Source organism: Maritimibacter sp. DP1N21-5, assembly GCF_019218295.1.
Taxonomy (GTDB): Bacteria; Pseudomonadota; Alphaproteobacteria; order Rhodobacterales; family Rhodobacteraceae; genus Maritimibacter.
Genome location: NZ_JAHUZF010000006.1, coordinates 1,203,991 through 1,222,968 on the forward strand (window position 1 = coordinate 1,203,991; position 18,978 = coordinate 1,222,968).

General features: G+C 65.9%; 21 protein-coding genes. 19 read left to right on the plus strand and 2 right to left on the minus strand.

From position 1 onward, the window contains the following. Positions 1-92: 92 nt before the first annotated feature. Positions 93-299: a DUF2892 domain-containing protein gene (locus KJP29_RS13575; RefSeq protein ID WP_218464072.1), complete on the plus strand. Its 207-nt coding sequence runs from the start codon at positions 93-95 to the stop codon at positions 297-299. 102 nt (positions 300-401) lie between these two features. On the opposite strand, the gene KJP29_RS13580 is transcribed toward KJP29_RS13575, so the two are convergent. Then, on the minus strand, positions 402-1,919 hold the full coding sequence (locus KJP29_RS13580; RefSeq protein ID WP_218464073.1) for an NAD(P)H-hydrate dehydratase: 1,518 nt from the start codon (positions 1,917-1,919) through the stop codon (positions 402-404). Between the two features lie 174 nt (positions 1,920-2,093). Between KJP29_RS13580 and KJP29_RS13585 the strand changes: the two genes are divergently transcribed. The 18 genes from KJP29_RS13585 (at position 2,094) to KJP29_RS13670 (ending at position 17,471) form a co-directional block, all read left to right on the plus strand. Then, positions 2,094-2,432, plus strand: a complete 339-nt coding sequence (locus tag KJP29_RS13585; RefSeq protein WP_218464074.1) for a P-II family nitrogen regulator — start codon at positions 2,094-2,096, stop codon at positions 2,430-2,432. 63 nt (positions 2,433-2,495) lie between these two features. Beyond that, complete coding sequence (glnA, locus tag KJP29_RS13590; protein ID WP_218464075.1) at positions 2,496-3,902, plus strand: type I glutamate--ammonia ligase; 1,407 nt, start codon at positions 2,496-2,498, stop codon at positions 3,900-3,902. A 240-nt stretch (positions 3,903-4,142) separates the two neighbouring features. Further along, positions 4,143-4,319, plus strand: coding sequence for a hypothetical protein (locus tag KJP29_RS13595; protein WP_218464076.1), 177 nt, complete (start codon positions 4,143-4,145; stop codon positions 4,317-4,319). Between the two features lie 353 nt (positions 4,320-4,672). Beyond that, positions 4,673-5,722, plus strand: a complete 1,050-nt coding sequence (gene alr, locus KJP29_RS13600; RefSeq protein WP_218464077.1) for an alanine racemase — start codon at positions 4,673-4,675, stop codon at positions 5,720-5,722. Beyond that, positions 5,722-6,501 carry an ABC transporter permease gene (locus KJP29_RS13605; protein ID WP_218464955.1) on the plus strand — a complete coding sequence of 260 codons (780 nt, stop codon included), beginning with the start codon at positions 5,722-5,724 and terminating at the stop codon, positions 6,499-6,501. The genes alr and KJP29_RS13605 overlap by 1 nt, the downstream gene beginning before the upstream one ends. Then, a complete protein-coding gene (locus tag KJP29_RS13610; protein ID WP_218464078.1) occupies positions 6,498-7,223 on the plus strand; it encodes an ABC transporter ATP-binding protein in 726 nt (241 codons plus the stop codon). The genes KJP29_RS13605 and KJP29_RS13610 overlap by 4 nt, the downstream gene beginning before the upstream one ends. Before the next feature lie 145 nt (positions 7,224-7,368). Next, a complete protein-coding gene (locus KJP29_RS13615; protein WP_218464079.1) occupies positions 7,369-7,938 on the plus strand; it encodes a hypothetical protein in 570 nt (189 codons plus the stop codon). Between the two features lie 17 nt (positions 7,939-7,955). Next, entirely contained in the window at positions 7,956-8,390 is a 435-nt protein-coding gene (locus KJP29_RS13620) for a paraquat-inducible protein A (RefSeq protein ID WP_218464080.1), read from the plus strand. Positions 8,391-8,543: 153 nt separating this feature from the next. Further along, positions 8,544-9,911 (plus strand): DNA repair protein RadA, encoded by a 1,368-nt coding sequence (radA, locus tag KJP29_RS13625; RefSeq protein ID WP_218464081.1) that lies wholly within the window; start codon positions 8,544-8,546, stop codon positions 9,909-9,911. A gap of 48 nt (positions 9,912-9,959) precedes the next feature. Further along, on the plus strand, positions 9,960-10,556 hold the full coding sequence (locus KJP29_RS13630; protein WP_218464082.1) for a CvpA family protein: 597 nt from the start codon (positions 9,960-9,962) through the stop codon (positions 10,554-10,556). 111 nt (positions 10,557-10,667) lie between these two features. Further along, positions 10,668-12,140, plus strand: coding sequence for an amidophosphoribosyltransferase (gene purF, locus KJP29_RS13635; RefSeq protein ID WP_218464083.1), 1,473 nt, complete (start codon positions 10,668-10,670; stop codon positions 12,138-12,140). 187 nt (positions 12,141-12,327) lie between these two features. Beyond that, the gene (locus KJP29_RS13640) at positions 12,328-12,615 is read left to right on the plus strand and encodes a pilus assembly protein PilP (RefSeq protein WP_218464084.1); all 288 of its coding nucleotides are present in this window, start codon (positions 12,328-12,330) and stop codon (positions 12,613-12,615) included. Positions 12,616-12,688: 73 nt separating this feature from the next. Continuing rightward, a complete protein-coding gene (locus KJP29_RS13645; protein WP_218464085.1) occupies positions 12,689-13,063 on the plus strand; it encodes an iron chaperone in 375 nt (124 codons plus the stop codon). 193 nt (positions 13,064-13,256) lie between these two features. Continuing rightward, positions 13,257-13,925 carry an SDR family oxidoreductase gene (locus tag KJP29_RS13650; RefSeq protein WP_218464086.1) on the plus strand — a complete coding sequence of 223 codons (669 nt, stop codon included), beginning with the start codon at positions 13,257-13,259 and terminating at the stop codon, positions 13,923-13,925. Between the two features lie 6 nt (positions 13,926-13,931). Beyond that, on the plus strand, positions 13,932-14,696 hold the full coding sequence (locus KJP29_RS13655; RefSeq protein ID WP_218464087.1) for a hypothetical protein: 765 nt from the start codon (positions 13,932-13,934) through the stop codon (positions 14,694-14,696). Positions 14,697-14,765: 69 nt separating this feature from the next. Continuing rightward, positions 14,766-15,551, plus strand: a complete 786-nt coding sequence (gene surE, locus KJP29_RS13660; protein ID WP_218464088.1) for a 5'/3'-nucleotidase SurE — start codon at positions 14,766-14,768, stop codon at positions 15,549-15,551. Next, positions 15,548-16,204, plus strand: coding sequence for a protein-L-isoaspartate(D-aspartate) O-methyltransferase (locus KJP29_RS13665; RefSeq protein ID WP_218464089.1), 657 nt, complete (start codon positions 15,548-15,550; stop codon positions 16,202-16,204). Before surE ends, KJP29_RS13665 begins: the two co-directional genes overlap by 4 nt. A gap of 94 nt (positions 16,205-16,298) precedes the next feature. Next, positions 16,299-17,471, plus strand: coding sequence for a peptidoglycan DD-metalloendopeptidase family protein (locus KJP29_RS13670; protein ID WP_218464090.1), 1,173 nt, complete (start codon positions 16,299-16,301; stop codon positions 17,469-17,471). A gap of 42 nt (positions 17,472-17,513) precedes the next feature. Here the strand turns inward: KJP29_RS13670 and der are convergent, their stop codons facing one another. Beyond that, positions 17,514-18,974: a ribosome biogenesis GTPase Der gene (gene der, locus KJP29_RS13675; protein WP_218464091.1), complete on the minus strand. Its 1,461-nt coding sequence runs from the start codon at positions 18,972-18,974 to the stop codon at positions 17,514-17,516. Between the last annotated feature and the right edge of the window lie 4 nt (positions 18,975-18,978).

Sequence of the window (18,978 nt, forward strand, 5' to 3'; positions counted from 1 at the left end):
TGCGACCCCGCTGGACAAAATAACACATTCGCGGTTCTGCATGCGGGTGCTATAGTTGGCTAACATAGGGTAAAGGGGGAAAGGACCTCGCCATGTTCAAGACCAACGAAAGCACGACCGACCGCATCATCCGCGCGATCGTCGGCATTGCCGCCCTCGTCGTGTTCTTCCTCAATCAGGGCACCACTCTGGGCTGGGTCGCCCTTGTGGTGGCCGTGCTGGCTTTGTTCACCGCCATCGTCGGCTGGTGCGCGCTCTATACCGTCTTCGGAATCAACACCTGCAAGCTGAAGAACTGAGGTCGCCTCGGGCTTCGCCCGAGACGACCCGTTGGGGAGAGGCGCTGCCTCTCCCCAAACCCCTCTCCGGGATATTTATGAACCAGAGAAGGAAGAATCCGGTCAGAGGCCCAGACTTCGGAAGACCCTGGACAGCGCGTCGGGCAGGTCCTCGGCGATAAGGCCGGGACCGAAGGCGCGGGCCGCTTCGACGTGGAGCCAGGTGCCGGTGGTGGCGGCCTCCCAGGGTGTGAAGCCACGCGCGAGCAGCCCGGTGATTACGCCCGCGAGCACATCCCCTGCCCCCGCCGTGGCGAGCCAGGGCGCAGCCCGTCCATAGGCCGCCGCATGAACGGCGGCGCGGCCAGACGGCTCGGCAATGACGGTATCCGCGCCTTTCAGGAGCACGCAGCATCCCGCCCGCTGGGCGGCGTCGCGCACCGCGTTCACCCTCGAATAGGCCGGCCCCCTGTCCGCCCTGCGGCCAAGGCGTTCGGCGAGATCCGGAAACAGCCGCGCGAACTCGCCGCCATGTGGCGTGAGCACCACCTCGGGGTGCAGCCGGTCCGGGTCGCTTTTCGCCAGAGCGGTCAGCGCATCGGCATCGAGGACGACGGGACGGCGAGCGTTCAAGGCTGGCGAAAGCAGGGCCTCGGCCCGTTCGACCCCGAGCCCCGGACCGAGACACAGCGCGTTGAGCCGAGAATCCCGAAGTCGCTCGGTCAGGACCTCGGGCCCGTCGACGGGTGCGAGCATGACGGCATCGAGCCGGGCCGCGTTTTCCTGAAGCGCCCCCGGTGTCGGCGCGAGCGTTACGAGGCCTGCCCCGGCGCGCAGCGCGGCCCGCGCGGCCATTCGCGCGGCGCCCCCCTTGCCGACACCGCCGGCAAGGACAAGCGCATGTCCATAACCGTATTTGTGCGCCTCGGGGCGCTTGGCGAGGACCCCGGGATCGGGCCGGCCGACAAGGGCGGCAGCATCCTGAGGCGGTGGCGACGCAAGTCCGATGTCGACCACCCGCAGCTCGCCGCAATGCGCCGGTCCATCCGCGAGACAATGCCCGAGCTTCGGGGCGTGAAACGTCACGGTCAGGTCGGCCTTGACCGCCCTGTCGCCCAACACGCGACCGGAATCGCTGCAAATCCCTGACGGCAGATCGACGGCCACAACACAGGGACCCTGCGCCCCCCTCTCCGGCACGAGCGCGGGATCGAGGGGGCGGGCCAGCCCGATGCCGAAGAGAGCATCGACGAGGATGTCACAGGCAGGCGCGAGATCCGTGCCGCTCTCGCCAATCCGCCGCACCGGACCCAACGCCTCCCATCGCGCCCGGTTGGCCCGGGCATCTGGCGGCAGCGATCCGGCCCCGCCCATGGCCTGCACCTCGCAGTGCCAGCCGCGTTGGGCGAGAAGCCGAGCAACGACATATCCGTCGCCCCCGTTGTTGCCCGGCCCGCAGAGGATCGTGGCCCGTCCCGCGCGCGTCGCGAGATATGGCCAGCGCTCGAAGACCGCCTGAACGACGCCCTCACCCGCGGCTTCCATGAGCCCTGCCCCCGTCACGCGTCCTGATGCGATCTCCTTCACCTCGATCGCACGCATTTCGGCCGCAGAGAGCAGGCAGGAAGCGGCTTCAAACATGTCCCATGTCCCCGGTTTTCTCAGACGGCACATATTTTGTGCAATCCGCATCAATTTTGATCAAGGTCAGTGGAATCCCGCCAAGACCTCTGCTACCCAAACCCTATCCAATTGTGGCCCCCCACGAGAAGTGGTCAGTGGGCGACGAACCTGATTTCCGATGGGGGGACACCAATGAAGAAAATCGAAGCCATCATCAAACCCTTCAAACTCGACGAAGTGAAAGAAGCGCTTCAGGAGATCGGCGTGCAGGGTCTCTCGGTCATCGAAGTCAAGGGTTTCGGCCGTCAGAAGGGCCACACCGAGCTTTATCGCGGTGCCGAATACGTCGTGGACTTCCTGCCCAAGGTGAAGATCGAGGTCGTGCTTCCCGCCGATCAGGTCGATGCCGCCATCGCCGCCATCATCGGCGCCGCCAAGACCGACAAGATCGGCGACGGCAAGATCTTTGTCTCTCCGATCGAGCAGACGATCCGTATCCGCACGGGCGAGACCGGCCACGACGCCATCTGAGCCCGCAGTAACTCCGTAACCGGGACAACCAAACTTTCAACCAAATAGGGGAAAGAAAGAGCAATGAGCAACAAGGACGTTCTCAAGCTGATCAAGGATGAAGACGTGGCCTACGTCGACATCCGTTTCACCGATCCGCGTGGCAAACTCCAGCACGTCACCGTCATCGCCGACCTCGTCGACGAAGACTTCCTTGAAGAAGGTTTCATGTTCGACGGGTCGTCCGTCGCGGGCTGGAAATCGATCGAAGCCTCGGACATGAAACTCATGCCCGACATCGATTCCGTCTACATCGACCCCTTCTATGCGGAAAAGACGCTCGCCGTTCATTGCTCGGTCGTGGAACCCGACACGGGCGAACCCTATGAGCGCGACCCGCGCGGCACCGCCGAGAAGGCCGAAGCCTATCTCAAGTCGTCGGGCATCGGCGATGTGGCCTACATGGGTCCGGAAGCCGAATTCTTCCTTTTCGACGACGTGAAGTACAAGGTGTCCCCGAATAAGGTCGCCTATGAGATCGACGCCGACGGCGCCGCCTGGAACACCGACGCCGAGTTCGAGATGGGCAACCTTGGCCACCGTCCCGACTACAAGGGCGGCTACTTCCCGGTGAACCCCTCGGACGACGGTCAGGACATCCGTTCGGAAATGCTCTCGACCATGAAGATGATCGGGATGAAGGTCGACAAGCACCACCACGAAGTGGCGACCTCGCAGCACGAACTCGGCCTGATCTTCGACAGCCTCACCAAGCAGGCCGACGAGATCCAGAAGTACAAATACGTGATCCACAACGTGGCCCAGTCCTATGGCCGTTCGGCGACCTTCATGCCGAAGCCGATCAAGGGCGACAACGGCTCGGGGATGCACGTCAACATGTCGATCTGGAAGGACGGCAAGCCGCTCTTCGCCGGTGACAAATACGCCGACCTGTCGCAGGAAGCCCTCTACTTCATCGGTGGCATCCTGAAGCACGCGAAAGCGCTCAACGCCTTCACGAACCCCTCGACGAACTCCTACAAGCGTCTCATCCCTGGCTTCGAAGCCCCGGTTCTGCGCGCCTACTCGGCCCGCAACCGTTCGGGTTGCGTGCGTATTCCGTGGACGGAATCGCCGAAAGCCAAACGTGTGGAAGCCCGCTTCCCCGATCCGGCGGCGAACCCCTACCTTGCTTTCGCGGCGCTGCTGATGGCCGGCCTCGATGGGATCAAGAACAAGATCGACCCGGGTCCGTCGAACGACAAAAACCTCTATGATCTGCCGCCCGAAGAACTGGCCGAAATTCCGACCGTCTGCGGCTCGCTGCGCGAAGCCCTTGAAGAACTGAGCGCCGACCACGAGTTCCTTCTCGCCGGCGACGTGTTCACCAAGGACCAGATCGACGCCTACATCGATCTCAAGTGGGACGAGGTTTATCTCTACGAACATACCCCCCACCCGGTCGAGTACCAGTTGTACTACTCCTGCTGATCGGCGGAGACATCAGGTCGAAGGGCGTCCCACGGGGCGCCCTTTGCGTTTGGCCGATACGGCACGGCGCGCGGACCATGGCGCGAAATGTGTCAAACCCGCCATGAAAACACGCCGGGTTGGCCATATTGTCTCCAATCCGTGAACAAAGATCGGCTGTCTTCTGCGTGTGTTCCGACACGGGACCGATCCAACGACAGACCCGGGCGAACCGGCGTCACCGAGCAGAAAGACAGGCACATGCTTCAGGCGAAGGAGTTGCGGTCCCTCTATGGTGCCGAGGAACCGGCAGACATTGACCGCCACTTCCGCGAAGACCGCCAGACATTGGCAGACCGGCACCGCCGCATGGCCGAGGACACCCCCAAGCTGACGCGGACCTGGACCGACGGACGATTCGCGTTGCAGCGGACCTGATACGGCCTCTGGCCCTTCTTGTCCGAATTGGGTCATCCGCCCGTTGTCCGACCGTCCGTCGAAGGTCCCGGCGGCGGGAGATGTGACCGAAAACTGGCGGAAACAATCGGTTTCCGCCGCCTTCCCTCCGCGACCCCGGCCCAATCCACCGCGATAAAGACCGCGTTCGAAAGAACTGGTCAGAGGGTTCAGCGGCTCGGTGGGGGTTCTACCGGGATCCCGCCGCACGGCACCCCACTACTTCGGGGCGATCCGCATAGGCAGGATCGCCCTTTTTCCTGGTCGTCGCGCCTCTTGTTCTCGCTCCGCGCTTTCGACTTGACCCAAGACGGGCAGCGCGACAAACCACCGAAATGGCAAGCGGAAGACTTACGATTGATCTCGACGCGATCGCGTCGAACTGGCGAGCGCTGGACGCGATGAGCGCGCAGGGCGTGCAGACGGGCGCAGTGGTCAAGGCGAACGGATACGGGCTCGATGCCGGACGCGTGGCGCGGGCCCTTGCGGCGGCCGGGGCGCGACGGTTTTTCGTCGCCGTCGCAGAAGAAGGCGCGGCGGTGCGCGAAGCGCTTGGCCCGGGTCCGGACATTTCGGTCTTCTCCGGCCATATGCCCGGCGACACCGCCATGATCCATGAGCTGGGCCTGATCCCGATGCTCAACAGCCTCGATCAACTCACCCGACACTTCGAGTCCCTGCCCGGCCATCCCTTCGGTATCCAGATCGACTCGGGCATGAACCGGCTCGGGATGGAACCCGCCGAATGGAGCGCCGTGCGCGACATCGCGCTCGACGCCGGTCCGCGGCTGATCATGTCGCACCTGGCCTGCGCCGACGAGCCGGAGCACGACATGAACCCCCGGCAACTGGCAATGTTCGAGGAAATGACCCAGGGGTGCGACGTGCCGCGCTCGCTCGCCGCGACGGGCGGTATTCTTCTGGGCCCGGATTATCACTTCGATCTCACGCGCCCCGGCATTGGCCTCTACGGGGCCCGCCCCTTCGAGGATGCGGCGCCCGTCGTCGGGCTCGATCTGCCCGTGATCCAGGTCCGGGATCTCCTGCGCGGCGAAAGCGTGGGCTATGGCAACACGTTCGTGGCCGACCACCCCCTGCGCGTGGCCACCGTGTCGGGCGGCTATGCCGACGGGATCACCCGCGATCTGTCCAACAAGGGCGTCCTCTGGGACGGGGACACGCCCTGCCCGATCCTTGGCCGTGTTTCCATGGACCTCATCGGGGTCGATGTGAGCCACTTGCCGACGGTGCCGCAGGACCTGACGCTGATCGGACCGCACCAGAGCGTCGATGACATCGCCGATACCACCGGCACCATCGGCTACGAAATTCTCACCCAGCTGGGCCACCGCTACGGACGCCATTACACGCGGGGTCGCGGGTGATCATGGCGCTTGCGCCCGTGGCCCGGATCGGGCGCGGGACACTGTTCGGCCTGTCGCGCATCGGCCGAAGCCTGCGCTTCGCCCTTGGCGCCGTCGCGCGCATTCCCCTTTGCCTGCGCCACCAACGTCAGATCGCCCGCGCCTTCTGGCAGGTCGTCTGGCAGTCCCTGCCCGTCATCGGGCTAACCGCGGTCTTCACCGGCGCGGCGCTCGCCCTTCAGATCCACGCAGGCGGCAGCCGGATCGCGGCCGAAGCGGTCGTGCCCCAGATCGTCGCCGTGGGTATCCTGCGCGAACTCGGGCCCGTGATGGTCGGCCTCATGGTCGTCGCCCGCGTGACCGCCGCGATGGCCGCCGAAATCGCGACGATGAAGGTCGGCGACGAGGTCGACGCGCTCGTCACCCTGTCGGTCGACCCGGTGACATGGCTCGTCGCACCCCGGCTCCTCGCGGGTGTGATCGGTCTGCCGGTCCTCGTGTGCCTCGGAGACATTCTGGGCATCGCGGGCGGCTGGGGCGTCGCGACCACGGTGCTGGATTTCCCCGGCCCGGCCTATGTCCGGGCGAGTTGGGCGTTTCTGACGGCATCCGACCTGTGGCTGTCCCTCACCAAGGCCGCGGTCTTCGGTCTGATCGCCATTCTCGCTGCGGGTCAGGCGGGTCTCTCCGCCGAAGGTGGCCCCGAAGGCGTCGGACGGGCTACGACGGGCGCGGTGGGCCGGGCGGCGCTCGCCATCCTTGCCGCCAACGTGGCGCTTTCGGCGCTGTTTCTCTCATGATCGCCTTCGACCGGATCACCAAGTCCTTCGGCACCCGGTGCGTCTTGTCGGAGGTGTCCCTCGAGCTTCCGAAGGGCCAATCGCTCGCCCTGATCGGACGCTCCGGGTCGGGTAAATCGGTGATCGGGCGAATCCTCCTGGGTCTTGAAACCCCCGATGCGGGCCGGGTCCTGTTCGACGGGGACCCGCTGACCCCACGTGGCCGTCGCGCGTTCCTATCCCGCTGCGGGGTGCTGTTTCAGCACGCGGCACTCTTCGAGAGCCTGCCGATCTGGGAAAACGTCGTCTTTCGCGCGCTCCACGGGCCCCGTCGACAGCCCAGACAGACGTCACGCCACCGCGCCATCGAGGCGCTCGTCGAAGTCGGGCTCGACCCTCAGGTGGCCGTCGCCAGACCTTCCGAGCTTTCTGGTGGCATGCGAAAACGCGCCGCGCTGGCCCGCGCCATTGTGGACCGCCCCGACATCCTGATCCTCGATGAGCCGAATGCCGGGCTCGATCCGCTGTCGGCTGCCGAGATCGACGGGCTCATCCGGCGCATCCTGTCGGACCGGGCGATCACGGCCCTGACCATCACGCATGACATCGCGTCGATTCGCACGATTGCGACGCGTGTAGCGCTGCTGGAGGCGGGGCGCATCGCGTGGGAGGGCGCTCCCGACGACATGGCCACCTGTGACGACGCGACGATCCGGGCCTTTTGGCGGCGTTCGTTTCCATAGCGGAGACAATCGGCCTTTTGGCCGAGGAATCTAGCGAAATTAGCGGCTTATATGTGACCCTGCTTGCGCTTAGACTTCACGGGCGAGCGGAGGTCGCGCCATGGTTTCGGCGCGACGTGAGACAGGGGCCGGGACGATGACAGCCATGAGGGCATGGACCGATGCGGTGCGGCGGCGGGCGCGCGACCTCGTGCGGCTCGTCGTTGGGGCCTGCGCGATCTTCCTCTCCGTGCTGACACTTGGCGCCATGGTCGGCCTGGGCCCATGGATCGACTTCTATGCAAGCTACGGTGGCGTGCCTCTCACCCATGCGGGGGTATGGGCGCAAGCGGGACTGACACTTCTGATGGTGACACTCGCGCTGTTTTTGCCCTCGGGGCGGTCCATGGACCGGCTCGAGAATCGGACGCAGGACGCGCAGGCTTCTGCGTCACGCCGCGAAGCGGGGATCGCGCTCTTTCGGGGTCGGCAGGACGCACTGGACCGGCGCTACGAGACCCTCGCCCGCGCCAGACGCGCCACGGGAGGACTGCGCCCGTGGTCGGCCCGGCGAAATGCCGAGAGGGACGAGGCGGTCACCCCACCCGCGTCGGATGCCGAAGTCGCGCCCGAACGGATCGACATCGGTGCGCTGCCCCCGATCCCGGCGACGAGACCGCGCACGGGGCGCCCTGCTGTTCACGCGGTCCGGACGCCCTCGCAACCGGGGCACTAACGCCCTATCTCGGTCCCATGTGGCAACGCTGGCTCAACCTCTCGCTCCTCGTCCTGTTTCCGGTCGCCTGGTTCGCGCCGCTCATCCGGGCCGGGATCAACCTGCCGCTTCTGGGGCTGAAGGACGTCTCCGTGGCGAGCGGCCTCGTCGCGCTTTGGGAGGAGGACCTCGTCCTCTTTACCGTGGTCTTCCTGTTCGCCCTCCTGGCGCCCGCGCTAAAGGTGCTCGGCATCGCGCTCCTGCATGCCGGGCGACTGGGTGCGAAGGCAAAGACCGTATTCGTCTTCCTGGGTCGGGTCGCGATGGCGGACATCTTTCTCATGGCGCTCTACGTCGTGATCGTGAAGGGCGTCGCGGTGACCCGGATCGAGGTCGGCTGGGGGCTCTACCTCTTCACCTTCTGTGTCCTGGCGTCGCTGGCCGTTTCGTTTTTTCCCGGCACCAAACGATAGGGATCGAATGCCGCTTTCGCGGCATCCGACCGGCGGGGGGAGGCTCTGCCTCCCCCAAACCCCCACCGAGGTATTTGTGAAGCGATCAAGATGAGCGGCGCGGGACCTGTGCCACCGTCTTGCACCGCCCCCCGCGGCTTGGCACAAGGGCGCATGGCGAAATCCCAATCCACCTATGTCTGTCAATCCTGCGGGGCCACTTCGACCAAATGGTCCGGGCGCTGCGACGCCTGTGGCGCGTGGAACGCCATCGTCGAAGAAGCGCCCTTGTCGGCGGGCCCCGGCGCCAAGGCGCTTGGTGCGGACCGAGGGCGGGCCGTGCCCCTTACCGATCTCGCCACCAAGGAGGCCCCGCCACCGCGCGCCGCCTCCGGCATCGCGGAGTTCGACCGGGTGCTCGGCGGAGGGCTGGTCCCCGCGAGCGCGGTGCTGGTGGGGGGCGATCCCGGCATCGGGAAGTCGACGCTGCTTCTTCAGGCGGCCGCGGCTTTCGCGCGCAAGGGGCTCAAGACGCTCTATATTTCCGGGGAAGAGGCCTCGGCTCAGGTCCGGATGCGCGCCCAGCGACTAGGCCTGTCGGATGCGCCCGTGGCGCTTGGGGCCGAGACCAACCTGCGCGACATCCTGACCACGCTCGATACCGAGCGTCCGGCGCTGGCCATCATCGATTCGATCCAGACCATGTGGGCGGACAATGTCGACAGCGCGCCGGGATCGGTGAGCCAGGTGCGCGCCGCCGCCCATGAGCTTGTCACCTTCGCGAAGAAGCGCGGCGTCGCGGTGATCCTCGTCGGCCATGTCACGAAGGAGGGCCAGATCGCGGGCCCCCGCGTGGTCGAGCATATGGTGGACACCGTGCTTTATTTCGAGGGCGAGCGCGGCCACCAGTTCCGGATCCTGCGCGCGGTCAAGAACCGCTTCGGCCCGGCGGATGAGATCGGCGTCTTCGAGATGACCGGCGGTGGGCTGGCCGAGGTCGGCAATCCTTCGGCGCTCTTCCTGTCGGACCGCGAGGAGCCCGCGCCCGGTGCCGTCGTCTTTGCCGGGATCGAGGGCACCCGGCCCGTGCTGGTCGAGTTCCAGTGCCTCGTCGCCCCCTCGCCGCTCTCGCAGCCCCGGCGTTCTGTGCTGGGCTGGGACGGCGGGCGGCTCGCGATGATCCTCGCCGTGCTGGAGGCGCGTTGCGGGATCCCTTTCGCGGGGCTCGACGTCTATCTCAACGTGGCGGGCGGCATAAGGGTGTCGGAACCCGCCGCCGATCTGGCCGTGGCCTGCGCGCTCCTGTCCGCGCGCGAGGATGCGCCGGTGCCCCGCGACACGGTCGTTTTCGGTGAAATCTCGCTTTCCGGCGCGTTGCGTCCCGTGGGGCAGACCGAAAACAGGTTGAAAGAGGCGCAAAAACTTGGTTTCACAACGGCGATCACGCCAAGCCGGTCGAAGGCCGGCGACAAGCCCGACCTCGCCATGAAACATTACGGCGATCTCGCCGGGTTCGTGGGCGACATATTCGGCGCAGGATAAGCGTCTCAGGACAGGGCCCGAATGGGCCACATGCAGGAACGAGGGTTCATGGACGGTTTCACGATAGTCGACGGCGTCGTCGCTCTGGTCATCCTCGTGTCGGCGATCCTCGCCTATTCGCGCGGGTTCGTTCGCGAAGGCATGGCCATCGTCGGTTGGGTCGTGGCGGCCATCGTCGCTTTCCTCTTCGCGCCGAAGTTCGTGCCGCTGATCAAGGAAATCCCGGTCCTGCGCGACTTCATCGCCGACAGTTGCGAATTGTCGGTGATCGCGAGCTTTGCGGGGGTCCTCGCGCTCTCTCTCGTGGTCGTCTCGCTTTTCACGCCGCTCTTTTCCTCCTTCATCCAGCGCACGGCACTCGGCGGGGTCGACCAGGCCTTGGGTTTCGTCTTCGGTGTGCTGCGCGGCATCCTCCTCGTGGCGGTCGCGCTCATCGTCTATGACAACGTGGTTACCTCGGATTCCGTGGCCGTCGTGGACAATTCGCGCACCGCCAAGGTGTTCGCCCGCACAAAGAGCAACGTGAACGAACAGATCCCGGCCGATGCGCCCGGCTGGATCGTCGCGCGGTATGAGGAGCTGGTGTCGACCTGCACCACCGGCGGCGCGGACGTGACCACCGACGCTCCGGCCACGGTGCAGTAATTCGCAGCCCGATCACATAAAACCGTTACAATCCCTGCGTGGCCCCGTGACAGCGTGCTGGACCTGCACTAGATAGGGGCCATCCTGAAATTGGATTCGGACCTGCTGCCCATGTCCCACGGCGAGAAGACCCTGCCGCCCGCCCATCCCTTCGACGACGACAAGCTCAAGGAAGAGTGCGGCGTCTACGGTGTGGTGGGCCTGACCGACGCCGCGAACTTCGTCGCGCTCGGCCTTCACGCGCTTCAGCACCGCGGACAGGAAGCCGGCGGGATCGTGAGCTATCACCCCGACCACGGTTTCAACTCGGCCCGCCGCTTCGGCTACGTCCGCGACAACTTCACCAAGGCGTCGTTGATGGAGACGCTGCCGGGGCCGCTCTCGATCGGCCATGTGCGTTATTCGACCGCCGGGTCCAAGGCCGCCGCGATCCGCGACGTGCAGCCGTTCTTCGGCGAGTTTTCCATGGGCGGCGCGGCGATCGCGCACAACGGCAACATCACCAACGCCGACGAGCTGCGCAAGGATCTCATCTCGCGCGGGTCGATCTTCCAGTCGTCCTCCGATTCGGAGTGCATCATTCACCTGATGGCCCGCTCCATGTCGCGCACCATCGCGGAGCGGCTCGAAGATGCGCTGCGTCAGGTTGAAGGCGCCTTCTCGGTCGTGGCCATGACGCGTACCAAGCTCATCGGCGTGCGCGATCCGCTGGGCGTGCGGCCCTTGGTGCTGGGCCAGCTTGGCGACGGCTGGGTGCTGTCGTCGGAAACCTGCGCGCTGGATATCATCGGGGCGAAGTTCGTCCGCGAGATCGAGCCGGGCGAGATGGTCGTCATCGACCACAACGGCGTCGACAGCCGCCGCCCCTTCCGCCCGCAGAAATCGCGCTTCTGCATCTTCGAGCATGTCTATTTCTCGCGGCCCGATTCCATCATCGGCGGCCGGTCGGTTTATGAGACCCGCCGCCAGATCGGTGTCGAGCTGGCCCGCGAGACACCGGTGGACGCCGACCTCGTCTGTCCCGTGCCCGACAGCGGCACGCCAGCGGCGATCGGGTTCTCTCAGGAATCGGGCATCCCCTTCGCGCTCGGCATCACGCGCAACCAGTATATGGGCCGGACCTTCATCGAGCCGACCGAGCAGATCCGCAACATGGGCGTGCGGCTCAAGCTCAACGTCAACCGTTCGCTGATCCAAGGCAAACGCGTCATTCTCGTGGACGACTCGGTGGTGCGCGGCACGACCTCGCGCAAGATCAAGGACATGATCCTCGACGCCGGCGCGGCCGAAGTGCATTTCCGCATCGCCTCCCCTCCGACCGCATGGCCCTGTTTCTACGGCGTCGACACGCCCGAACGGGACAAGCTGCTGGCCGCCAACATGAGCGAGGACGAGATGCGCGATTATCTCGAAGTCGACAGTCTGAAGTTCATTTCGCTCGACGGTCTATATCGTGCCGCTGGCGAAGCAAACGGGCGCAACGCCAGGCACCCGCAGTATTGCGACGCCTGTTTCTCGGGCGAATACCCGGTGGCGCCGCGTGACATGATCGCCAAGGGATTCGCGCTGAAGGCCGCCGAATAGCGCCACCGCGCCGGCAGAAAACCGAATGAGCACAAGGACCGTCGGCGCTTACCCGCCCGCGGTCCTTGTCGTTTCGGCGAAGCCCTGCCCAGAGTTTCCACGCCTCTTTCCCCTGCTCTGAACCTGTTGTTTACCCGCCGCCCGTAGTTTCGCGAGGTCCACTCCCTCGCCAACCAGAGGTGACAACATGGCAGATGCCACCACCGCGCCCGTCGGCGGCGCGACCAATGAGATCGTGTCGACGAACGCCACCAAGACCGGAGAGCTTCCGCTGGATCGGGTGTCGCTCATCGGGATCATGGGCAAACCGGCCGAGAAGAAGGCGCTCTTTCGCATGACGCGGGGCGATATCCTGACCGTGACGCGCGGGGAGAAGACCAATTTCGGCACAATTTCCGAGATCACCGACGCGGGCGTCGTGATCCTGCGCAATACCGGCAACTCCGTATTCGTGCCGCCCGTCCCACTGGGCTAGGCGAGAACCGCTTGAGCGGCGGGCGGTCCCGTCGTCAGAATAGCGGTGAGATACGGAAGAACAGGACTGCGCGATGACAGCCAAGCCGACGACGCATGAAGAGTATCTCGCCACATTGCGCGAGGACCAACGCGAGGCGCTGGTCGCGCTCGGTGCACGTATCGACGCGCGGCTGCCCGGGTATGCCCATTGCGTGAGCTATGCGATGCCGGCCTGGCGCCCGGCGCAGGCCAAGGGGTCGAAGGACATCGTGATCGGCATGGCGGCCTTCTCGCGCAATCTGGGCCTCTATCCCTATTCGGGTTCGATCATGCCGCATGTCGCCGAACGGGCGCAGGCTGCGGGGTTCACCACGTCCAAGTCCGGCTTCACCTTCAAACCGGACCAGCCCCCGCCCGACTGGCTCCTCGACGAGGTCATCGCGCTGCGTCTGGCTGAGATCGGCTGACAGGGCATCCCGAGACCTCCGAGATCGACCTACGCATCTCAAACCCGGTCGTCGGCCAATCCTCGCCAACCGCATAGCGGTTCCGGCCAGTTGGCGTCGCTTCTTTGCATCATTCCTCCCCCGCGCCGTCCGGCCCCCACTGGACAGGCCCTTGGCCCGATGGAATAGACGCCGCAAAGTTCCGGAGACCACCATGCAAGACACTGCCGCCCCGTCCGAGAAGATCGCCCTCATCACCGGGGCCTCGCGCGGCATAGGCGCGGCTCTGGCCGAAGCTCTGGCCCCCGACTACCACATCGTCGCGGTCGCGCGGACGACGGGCGCGCTGGAAGAGGTGGACGACCGGATCAAGGCCAAGGGCGGCGACGCCACTCTCGCCCCGATGGACATCACCGAAGACCACGCGATGCAGCAGCTCTGCCGTGCAATCCACGAACGCTGGGGCAAGGTGGACCTGTGGATCCATTCGGCCATCGAGCCGCAACAGCTCATGCCCACTGACCACGTCGCGCTCGCGCCCAAGGACTGGGCCAAGTCGCTCGCCGTCAACGTCGATGCCACCGCCCGGCTCATGGCCTATGTCTCGCCGCTCCTTGGCGCCACTGGCACCGCCGTCTTCTTCCACGACGATCACGCAGGCGAAAAGTTCTTCGGGGCCTACGGCGCGACCAAGGCCGCCCAGATGGCGCTCGCCAGGTCATGGCAGGCCGAGACCGCCGCGATCGGCCCCAAGGTCCGGATCGTGAGCCCCCGACCGCTCGCCACGGCCATGCGCGCGCGGTTCCACCCGTCCGAGGATCGCTTGGGCCTCGCGAAACCGGCGGACGAAGCGCAAAGGCTCCTCCCCGAAATTCTCGAGTAGGCCGCCATGGCGCTGACCCTGTCACTGGCGCTGTTCTTTCTCGTCGCGCTCGACCTGATCCGCGGCTCCCGGCAACCACGCGTCTTTCTGCAGATACGCTTCGTGCTGGGCTGCCTGATCGGCGGAGCCTATCTCGGCATCCTGGCGCTTTCGCGCGACGGGCTGTCGTCTTTGCTGCCGGGCCTCGTCGCGGCGCTTCCCACGCTCTATATCCTCTGGGCCGCATCGCAGGATCGGCTCCTGCGCCGGCTGATCTTCGCGGCCGTCATGATTGCGGTCTTCTTCCTCGCCTCCTCGATTGCCCTGTCGTCGCCCGGTGCGCTGCTGAATGGCGACCCCCATCCCTTCGCGGTCATCGGGGGCGGCTGCCTTACGGCGGCGGCCGTTGCGCTCATCCTTCCTCCGGCCCGGTCGCCACGCCTCGGATGGGCGCGCGGCACGGGCTTTGCCGTCCTCGTGGCGCCGCTGCCCATCCTCCTGGCAGGCTGGGCGACGATCGCCCTCTGGATGGAGCGCGAGGCCCGTTCCGTCTTTCCAACGGAACGCATCTGTTTCGCCCAACCCAACAGCCGCCAGACCGCCCATGCCTATGCGCTCGTGCCGGGCGACGTGCTTTTCGGACGCGACTACCGCGGCGCAACCCGCGCCTGGGTGCTCATCGGCCCGGAGGGCGGGCGCTGGACCCACCACTGGAGCTTCGGCACGGGTCAGTTTTCCCCCAATACCTCCCGGGCCTTCTTGTTCGACGCGCCACGCTTCCCGAAATGCTGAGGCGTTTTTCCGCCGTTCCCTTGTGACGCTTTCGCCCCCCGTCTATTGAGAAGGAAGCAAGGGATAAAGATGCGCATACTCATCACGAACGACGACGGAATCAACGCTCCGGGCCTCAAGGTGGCCGAGGCGATCGCCGCCGAGGTGGCCGGACCCGAAGGCGAAGTCTGGGTCGTCGCGCCTGCCTTTGAACAATCGGGCGTCGGCCATTGCATCAGCTATTCCCACCCCATGCTCGTGGCCGAACTTGGCCCACGCCGCTTCGCCGCCGAAGGCAGCCCTGCGGACTGTGTCCTGGCCGCCATCGGGGACATCCTGCCGGGGCGGCCCGACCTCATCCTGTCGGGTGTGAACCGGGGCAACAACTGCGCCGACAACGCGCTTTATTCAGGCACGCTGGGCGGGGCGATGGAAGGCGCGCTCCAGACCATTCCCGCGATTGCCCTGTCGCAATTCCTTGGTCCCGCGACTGCCGGGCTCGACGACCCCTTCGAAGCCTCCGCCACCCATGGCGCGGAGGTCGTGCGCCGGCTGATCCATCGGGCCCCTTGGCAGGAAACCGCCGACTACCGCCTGTTCTACAATGTGAATTTTCCGCCTGTCGCGGCGAAGGACGTGAAGGGACTTCGCGCCGCCGCACAGGGCTGGCGTCCGGAGAGCTTCTTCGGGATCGAACCGACCTTTTCGCCCTCGGGCCGGCGATTCGTCTGGATCAAGGGTGGGCCGCAGCACCAGCCAACGAAGCCCGGCACCGATGTCGCCGTGAACCTTGACGGCTATGTTTCGGTGACGCCGATGCGCGCCGATCTCACCGCCCATGACGCGCTCGCGGATCTGTCCGAGGCGCTTTCATGACCGAGGACGCCCCCCGCGACGACGCCGAGCGGAAGATGCAGTTCCTGTTCCACCTGCGCCAGCGCGGTGTCACGAATAGCCGTGTTTTACAGGCGATGGAGGCCATCGACCGGGGGCTCTTCGTGCGCGGGCTCTTTGCCGGGCGCGCCTATGACGACACGCCCCTTCCGATCGCGTCGGGCCAGACGATCAGCCAGCCCTCCGTCGTAGGGCTCATGACGCAGGCGCTCGACGTGCAGCCGCGCGACAAGGTGCTCGAGGTCGGCACCGGCTCCGGTTATCAGGCCGCGATCCTCGCCAAGCTCGCCCGCCGCGTCTACACCGTCGACCGCCACCGCACGCTGGTTCAGGGCGCGCGGGCCGTCTTCGAGGATCTCGGGCTTCACACGATCACGGCGATCACGGGCGACGGCAGCTTCGGATTGCCCGAACAAGCCCCCTTCGACCGCATCATCGTGACCGCCGCGGCCGAGGATCCGCCCGGCCCCCTATTGGCTCAGTTGGCCGTTGGCGGTATCATGGTCCTACCGGTGGGTCAGTCGGACACCGTGCAGAGCCTGATCAAGGTAACGCGCAACGAAAACGGGTTCGACTACGAAGAAATCCTGCCGGTCCGCTTCGTGCCTCTTGTGGAGGGGCTCGCCTCGGACTAGGTCCGCCGACGGACCCGATCTAGGCATGATATCGGAGCGGGACGAGGCAGTAGGACACGACCTGCTTTGGCAGGTCCCAGAAGAGGGCAGAGCGATGGATTTCCGGCGCATTGGATGGACAACGGCGGGCCGTTTCGGGATCGCAGGGGTGAGCCTTTTGGCACTGGCCGCCTGCGAAAGCGGAATCGAGAACTTCGACCCGGACCTGCGCCGGTTCGGCCCCGGCTTCTCGACCGCCGAAGCGGCTCAATCGGCCGCAGCCAGCCGCCCGACACCGGATGCGCGGGGCGTCATCTCCTATCCGAATTACCAGGTCGCCGTAGCCCGCTCCGGCGACACGATGACGACGCTCTCGCAGCGGATCGGTCTGCCGGAGAGCGAACTTGCCCGGTTCAACGGCCTGTCCGACGGCGCGCCCCTGCGTGAGGGCGAGATCATCGCCCTGCCCCGTCGCGTGGCCGAAAGCGGCGGCGGGTCCGGCGCGGTCGATGTGACCACCATCGCCGGCCAGGCGCTCGACCGGGTCGGCAGCGGATCGGGCGGAAGCCAGGCGACGATGGTCCAGGCCACCCCCTCGGCTCCCACCGGGAACGAACCCACGCGCCATCAGGTCGTGCGCGGCGAAACCGCCTATTCCATCGCGCGGCTCTATGGCGTCTCGGTCCGGTCGCTCGCGGAGTGGAACAGCCTCGACGCCTCGCTCACGGTGCGTGACGGGCAATACCTGCTGATCCCGACCGGCGGGAACGCGCGGGTTGCGGCCGCCAGTGTCGACACCTCGTCACAGCCCGGCGCCGGATCGGCCGCGCCTTTGCCGCCCTCTTCGGCAAGCCCTCTGCCGCCTGCCGCCGCCACCACCACCAGCACGATCGAGGCGACCCCGGCGTCGCCAGAGATGGCCGGCAGCCGCACCCAATCTGCCGCCATGGCCATGCCTGTGGCGGGAAGCATCGTGGGCGCCTATGTGAAGGGCAAGTCGGACGGGATCGACATCTCGGCCCCCGCCGGGACCCCGGTCAAGGCGGCCCAGTCGGGCACCGTCGCCGCGATCACGCGCGACACCGACAACGTGCCGATCCTCGTCCTGCGCCACGAGGGCAGCCTTTTGACCGTCTATGCCGGGATCGACAACATCACGGTCGCCAAAGGCGCGACGGTGAGCCAGGGACAGGCCATCGCGCAGGTGCGCAAAGCCGAGAACCCGACGCTCCATTTCCAGGTGCGCCAAGGCACGGCCAGCGTCGATCCGATGAAATACCTCAACTGAGGGCGCGCGCGGCAGATCCTGTCTGCCACGCTTCCGAAGACGTCACTCGTCCGCGCGCCCTTTGCCAAGGTGCTTGCGCAACCGGGATGGCGTGGATTTCGTCTTGTTCTTGTAGGGGTTCTTGTCCCCCTGATCGCGCATGTAGAGCCGGATCGGCGTGCCCGGCATCTCAAAGGTGTCGCGCAATCCGTTGACAAGATAGCGAGAATAGCTTTCGGGCAACTTGTCCGGCGCCGAGCACATCACGACGAAGGCCGGGGGCCGCGTCTTGGCCTGGGTCATATAGCGCAGCTTGATCCTGCGACCGCCGGGGGCTGGCGGCGGGTGCTGCGACACCATCTCGCCCAGCCAGGCGTTCAGCTTCGCCGTCGTGACACGACGGTTCCAGATTTCATGCGCCTTGAGAACAGCGGCGTGCAACCGGTCAAGGTTCTTGCCCGTCTTGGCCGAGATGGTCACGAGCGGCGCGCCGCGAAGCTGCGGCAGGAGCCGTTCGAAGCTGTCGCGCAGCAGCTTGATCTTCTCGTTCTTGTCCTCTTCCACGTCCCATTTGTTCACCGCGACCACGACCGCGCGCCCCTCGCGTTCGGCAAGGTCGGCGATGCGCAGGTCCTGTTGCTCAAAGGGGATCGCCGCGTCGAGAAGCACCACGACGACCTCGGCGAACTTGACTGCGCGAAGCCCATCGGCGACAGACAATTTCTCAAGCTTTTCCTGGACTTTCGCCTTCTTCCTCATCCCCGCCGTATCGAAGATCTTGGTGGGCGTGCCGTGCCAGTCGAAGGTGATGGAAATCGAATCTCGGGTGATCCCTGCCTCGGGTCCGGTCAGCAGGCGATCCTCACCGATGAGCTTGTTGATGAGCGTCGACTTCCCTGCATTTGGGCGACCGATGACAGCAACCTGAAGCGGGCGCTGCTTGGTGATCTGACGCGCAGGAGCATCCTCGTCCTCGTCGGAGACATCCACATCCACCTCGGGCGCGGTTTCTTCGACGCGGGCCGCGGCCTCTGCGACCAGCGGAGCGAGCGCATCGGCCAGTTCCCCCATCCCTTCGCCGTGCTCGGCAGACAGGCGGATCGGCTCGCCAAGGCCCAGAGACCAGGCCTCGATCACACCGGCATCCGCCGCCTTGCCCTCGGACTTGTTGGCGGCGAGGATCACATGGGCATTCTTCTTGCGCAGAATCTCTGCGAAGATTTCGTCCGTGGGAAGCACGCCCGCGCGCCCGTCGATGAGGAAAAGACAGGCGTCCGCCATTTCAACAGCCCGTTCGGTGAGACGACGCATCCGACCCGGCAGGCTGTCGTCGGTCGCGTCCTCGAGCCCGGCCGTGTCGATAATGGTAAAGCGCAGTTCGCCCAGACGTGCGTCGCCTTCGCGCAGGTCGCGGGTCACGCCGGGCTGGTCGTCGACCAGCGCAAGGCGGCGACCGACGAGGCGGTTGAACAGCGTTGATTTGCCGACATTGGGTCGGCCGACGATGGCGAGCGTAAAGGTCATGTCT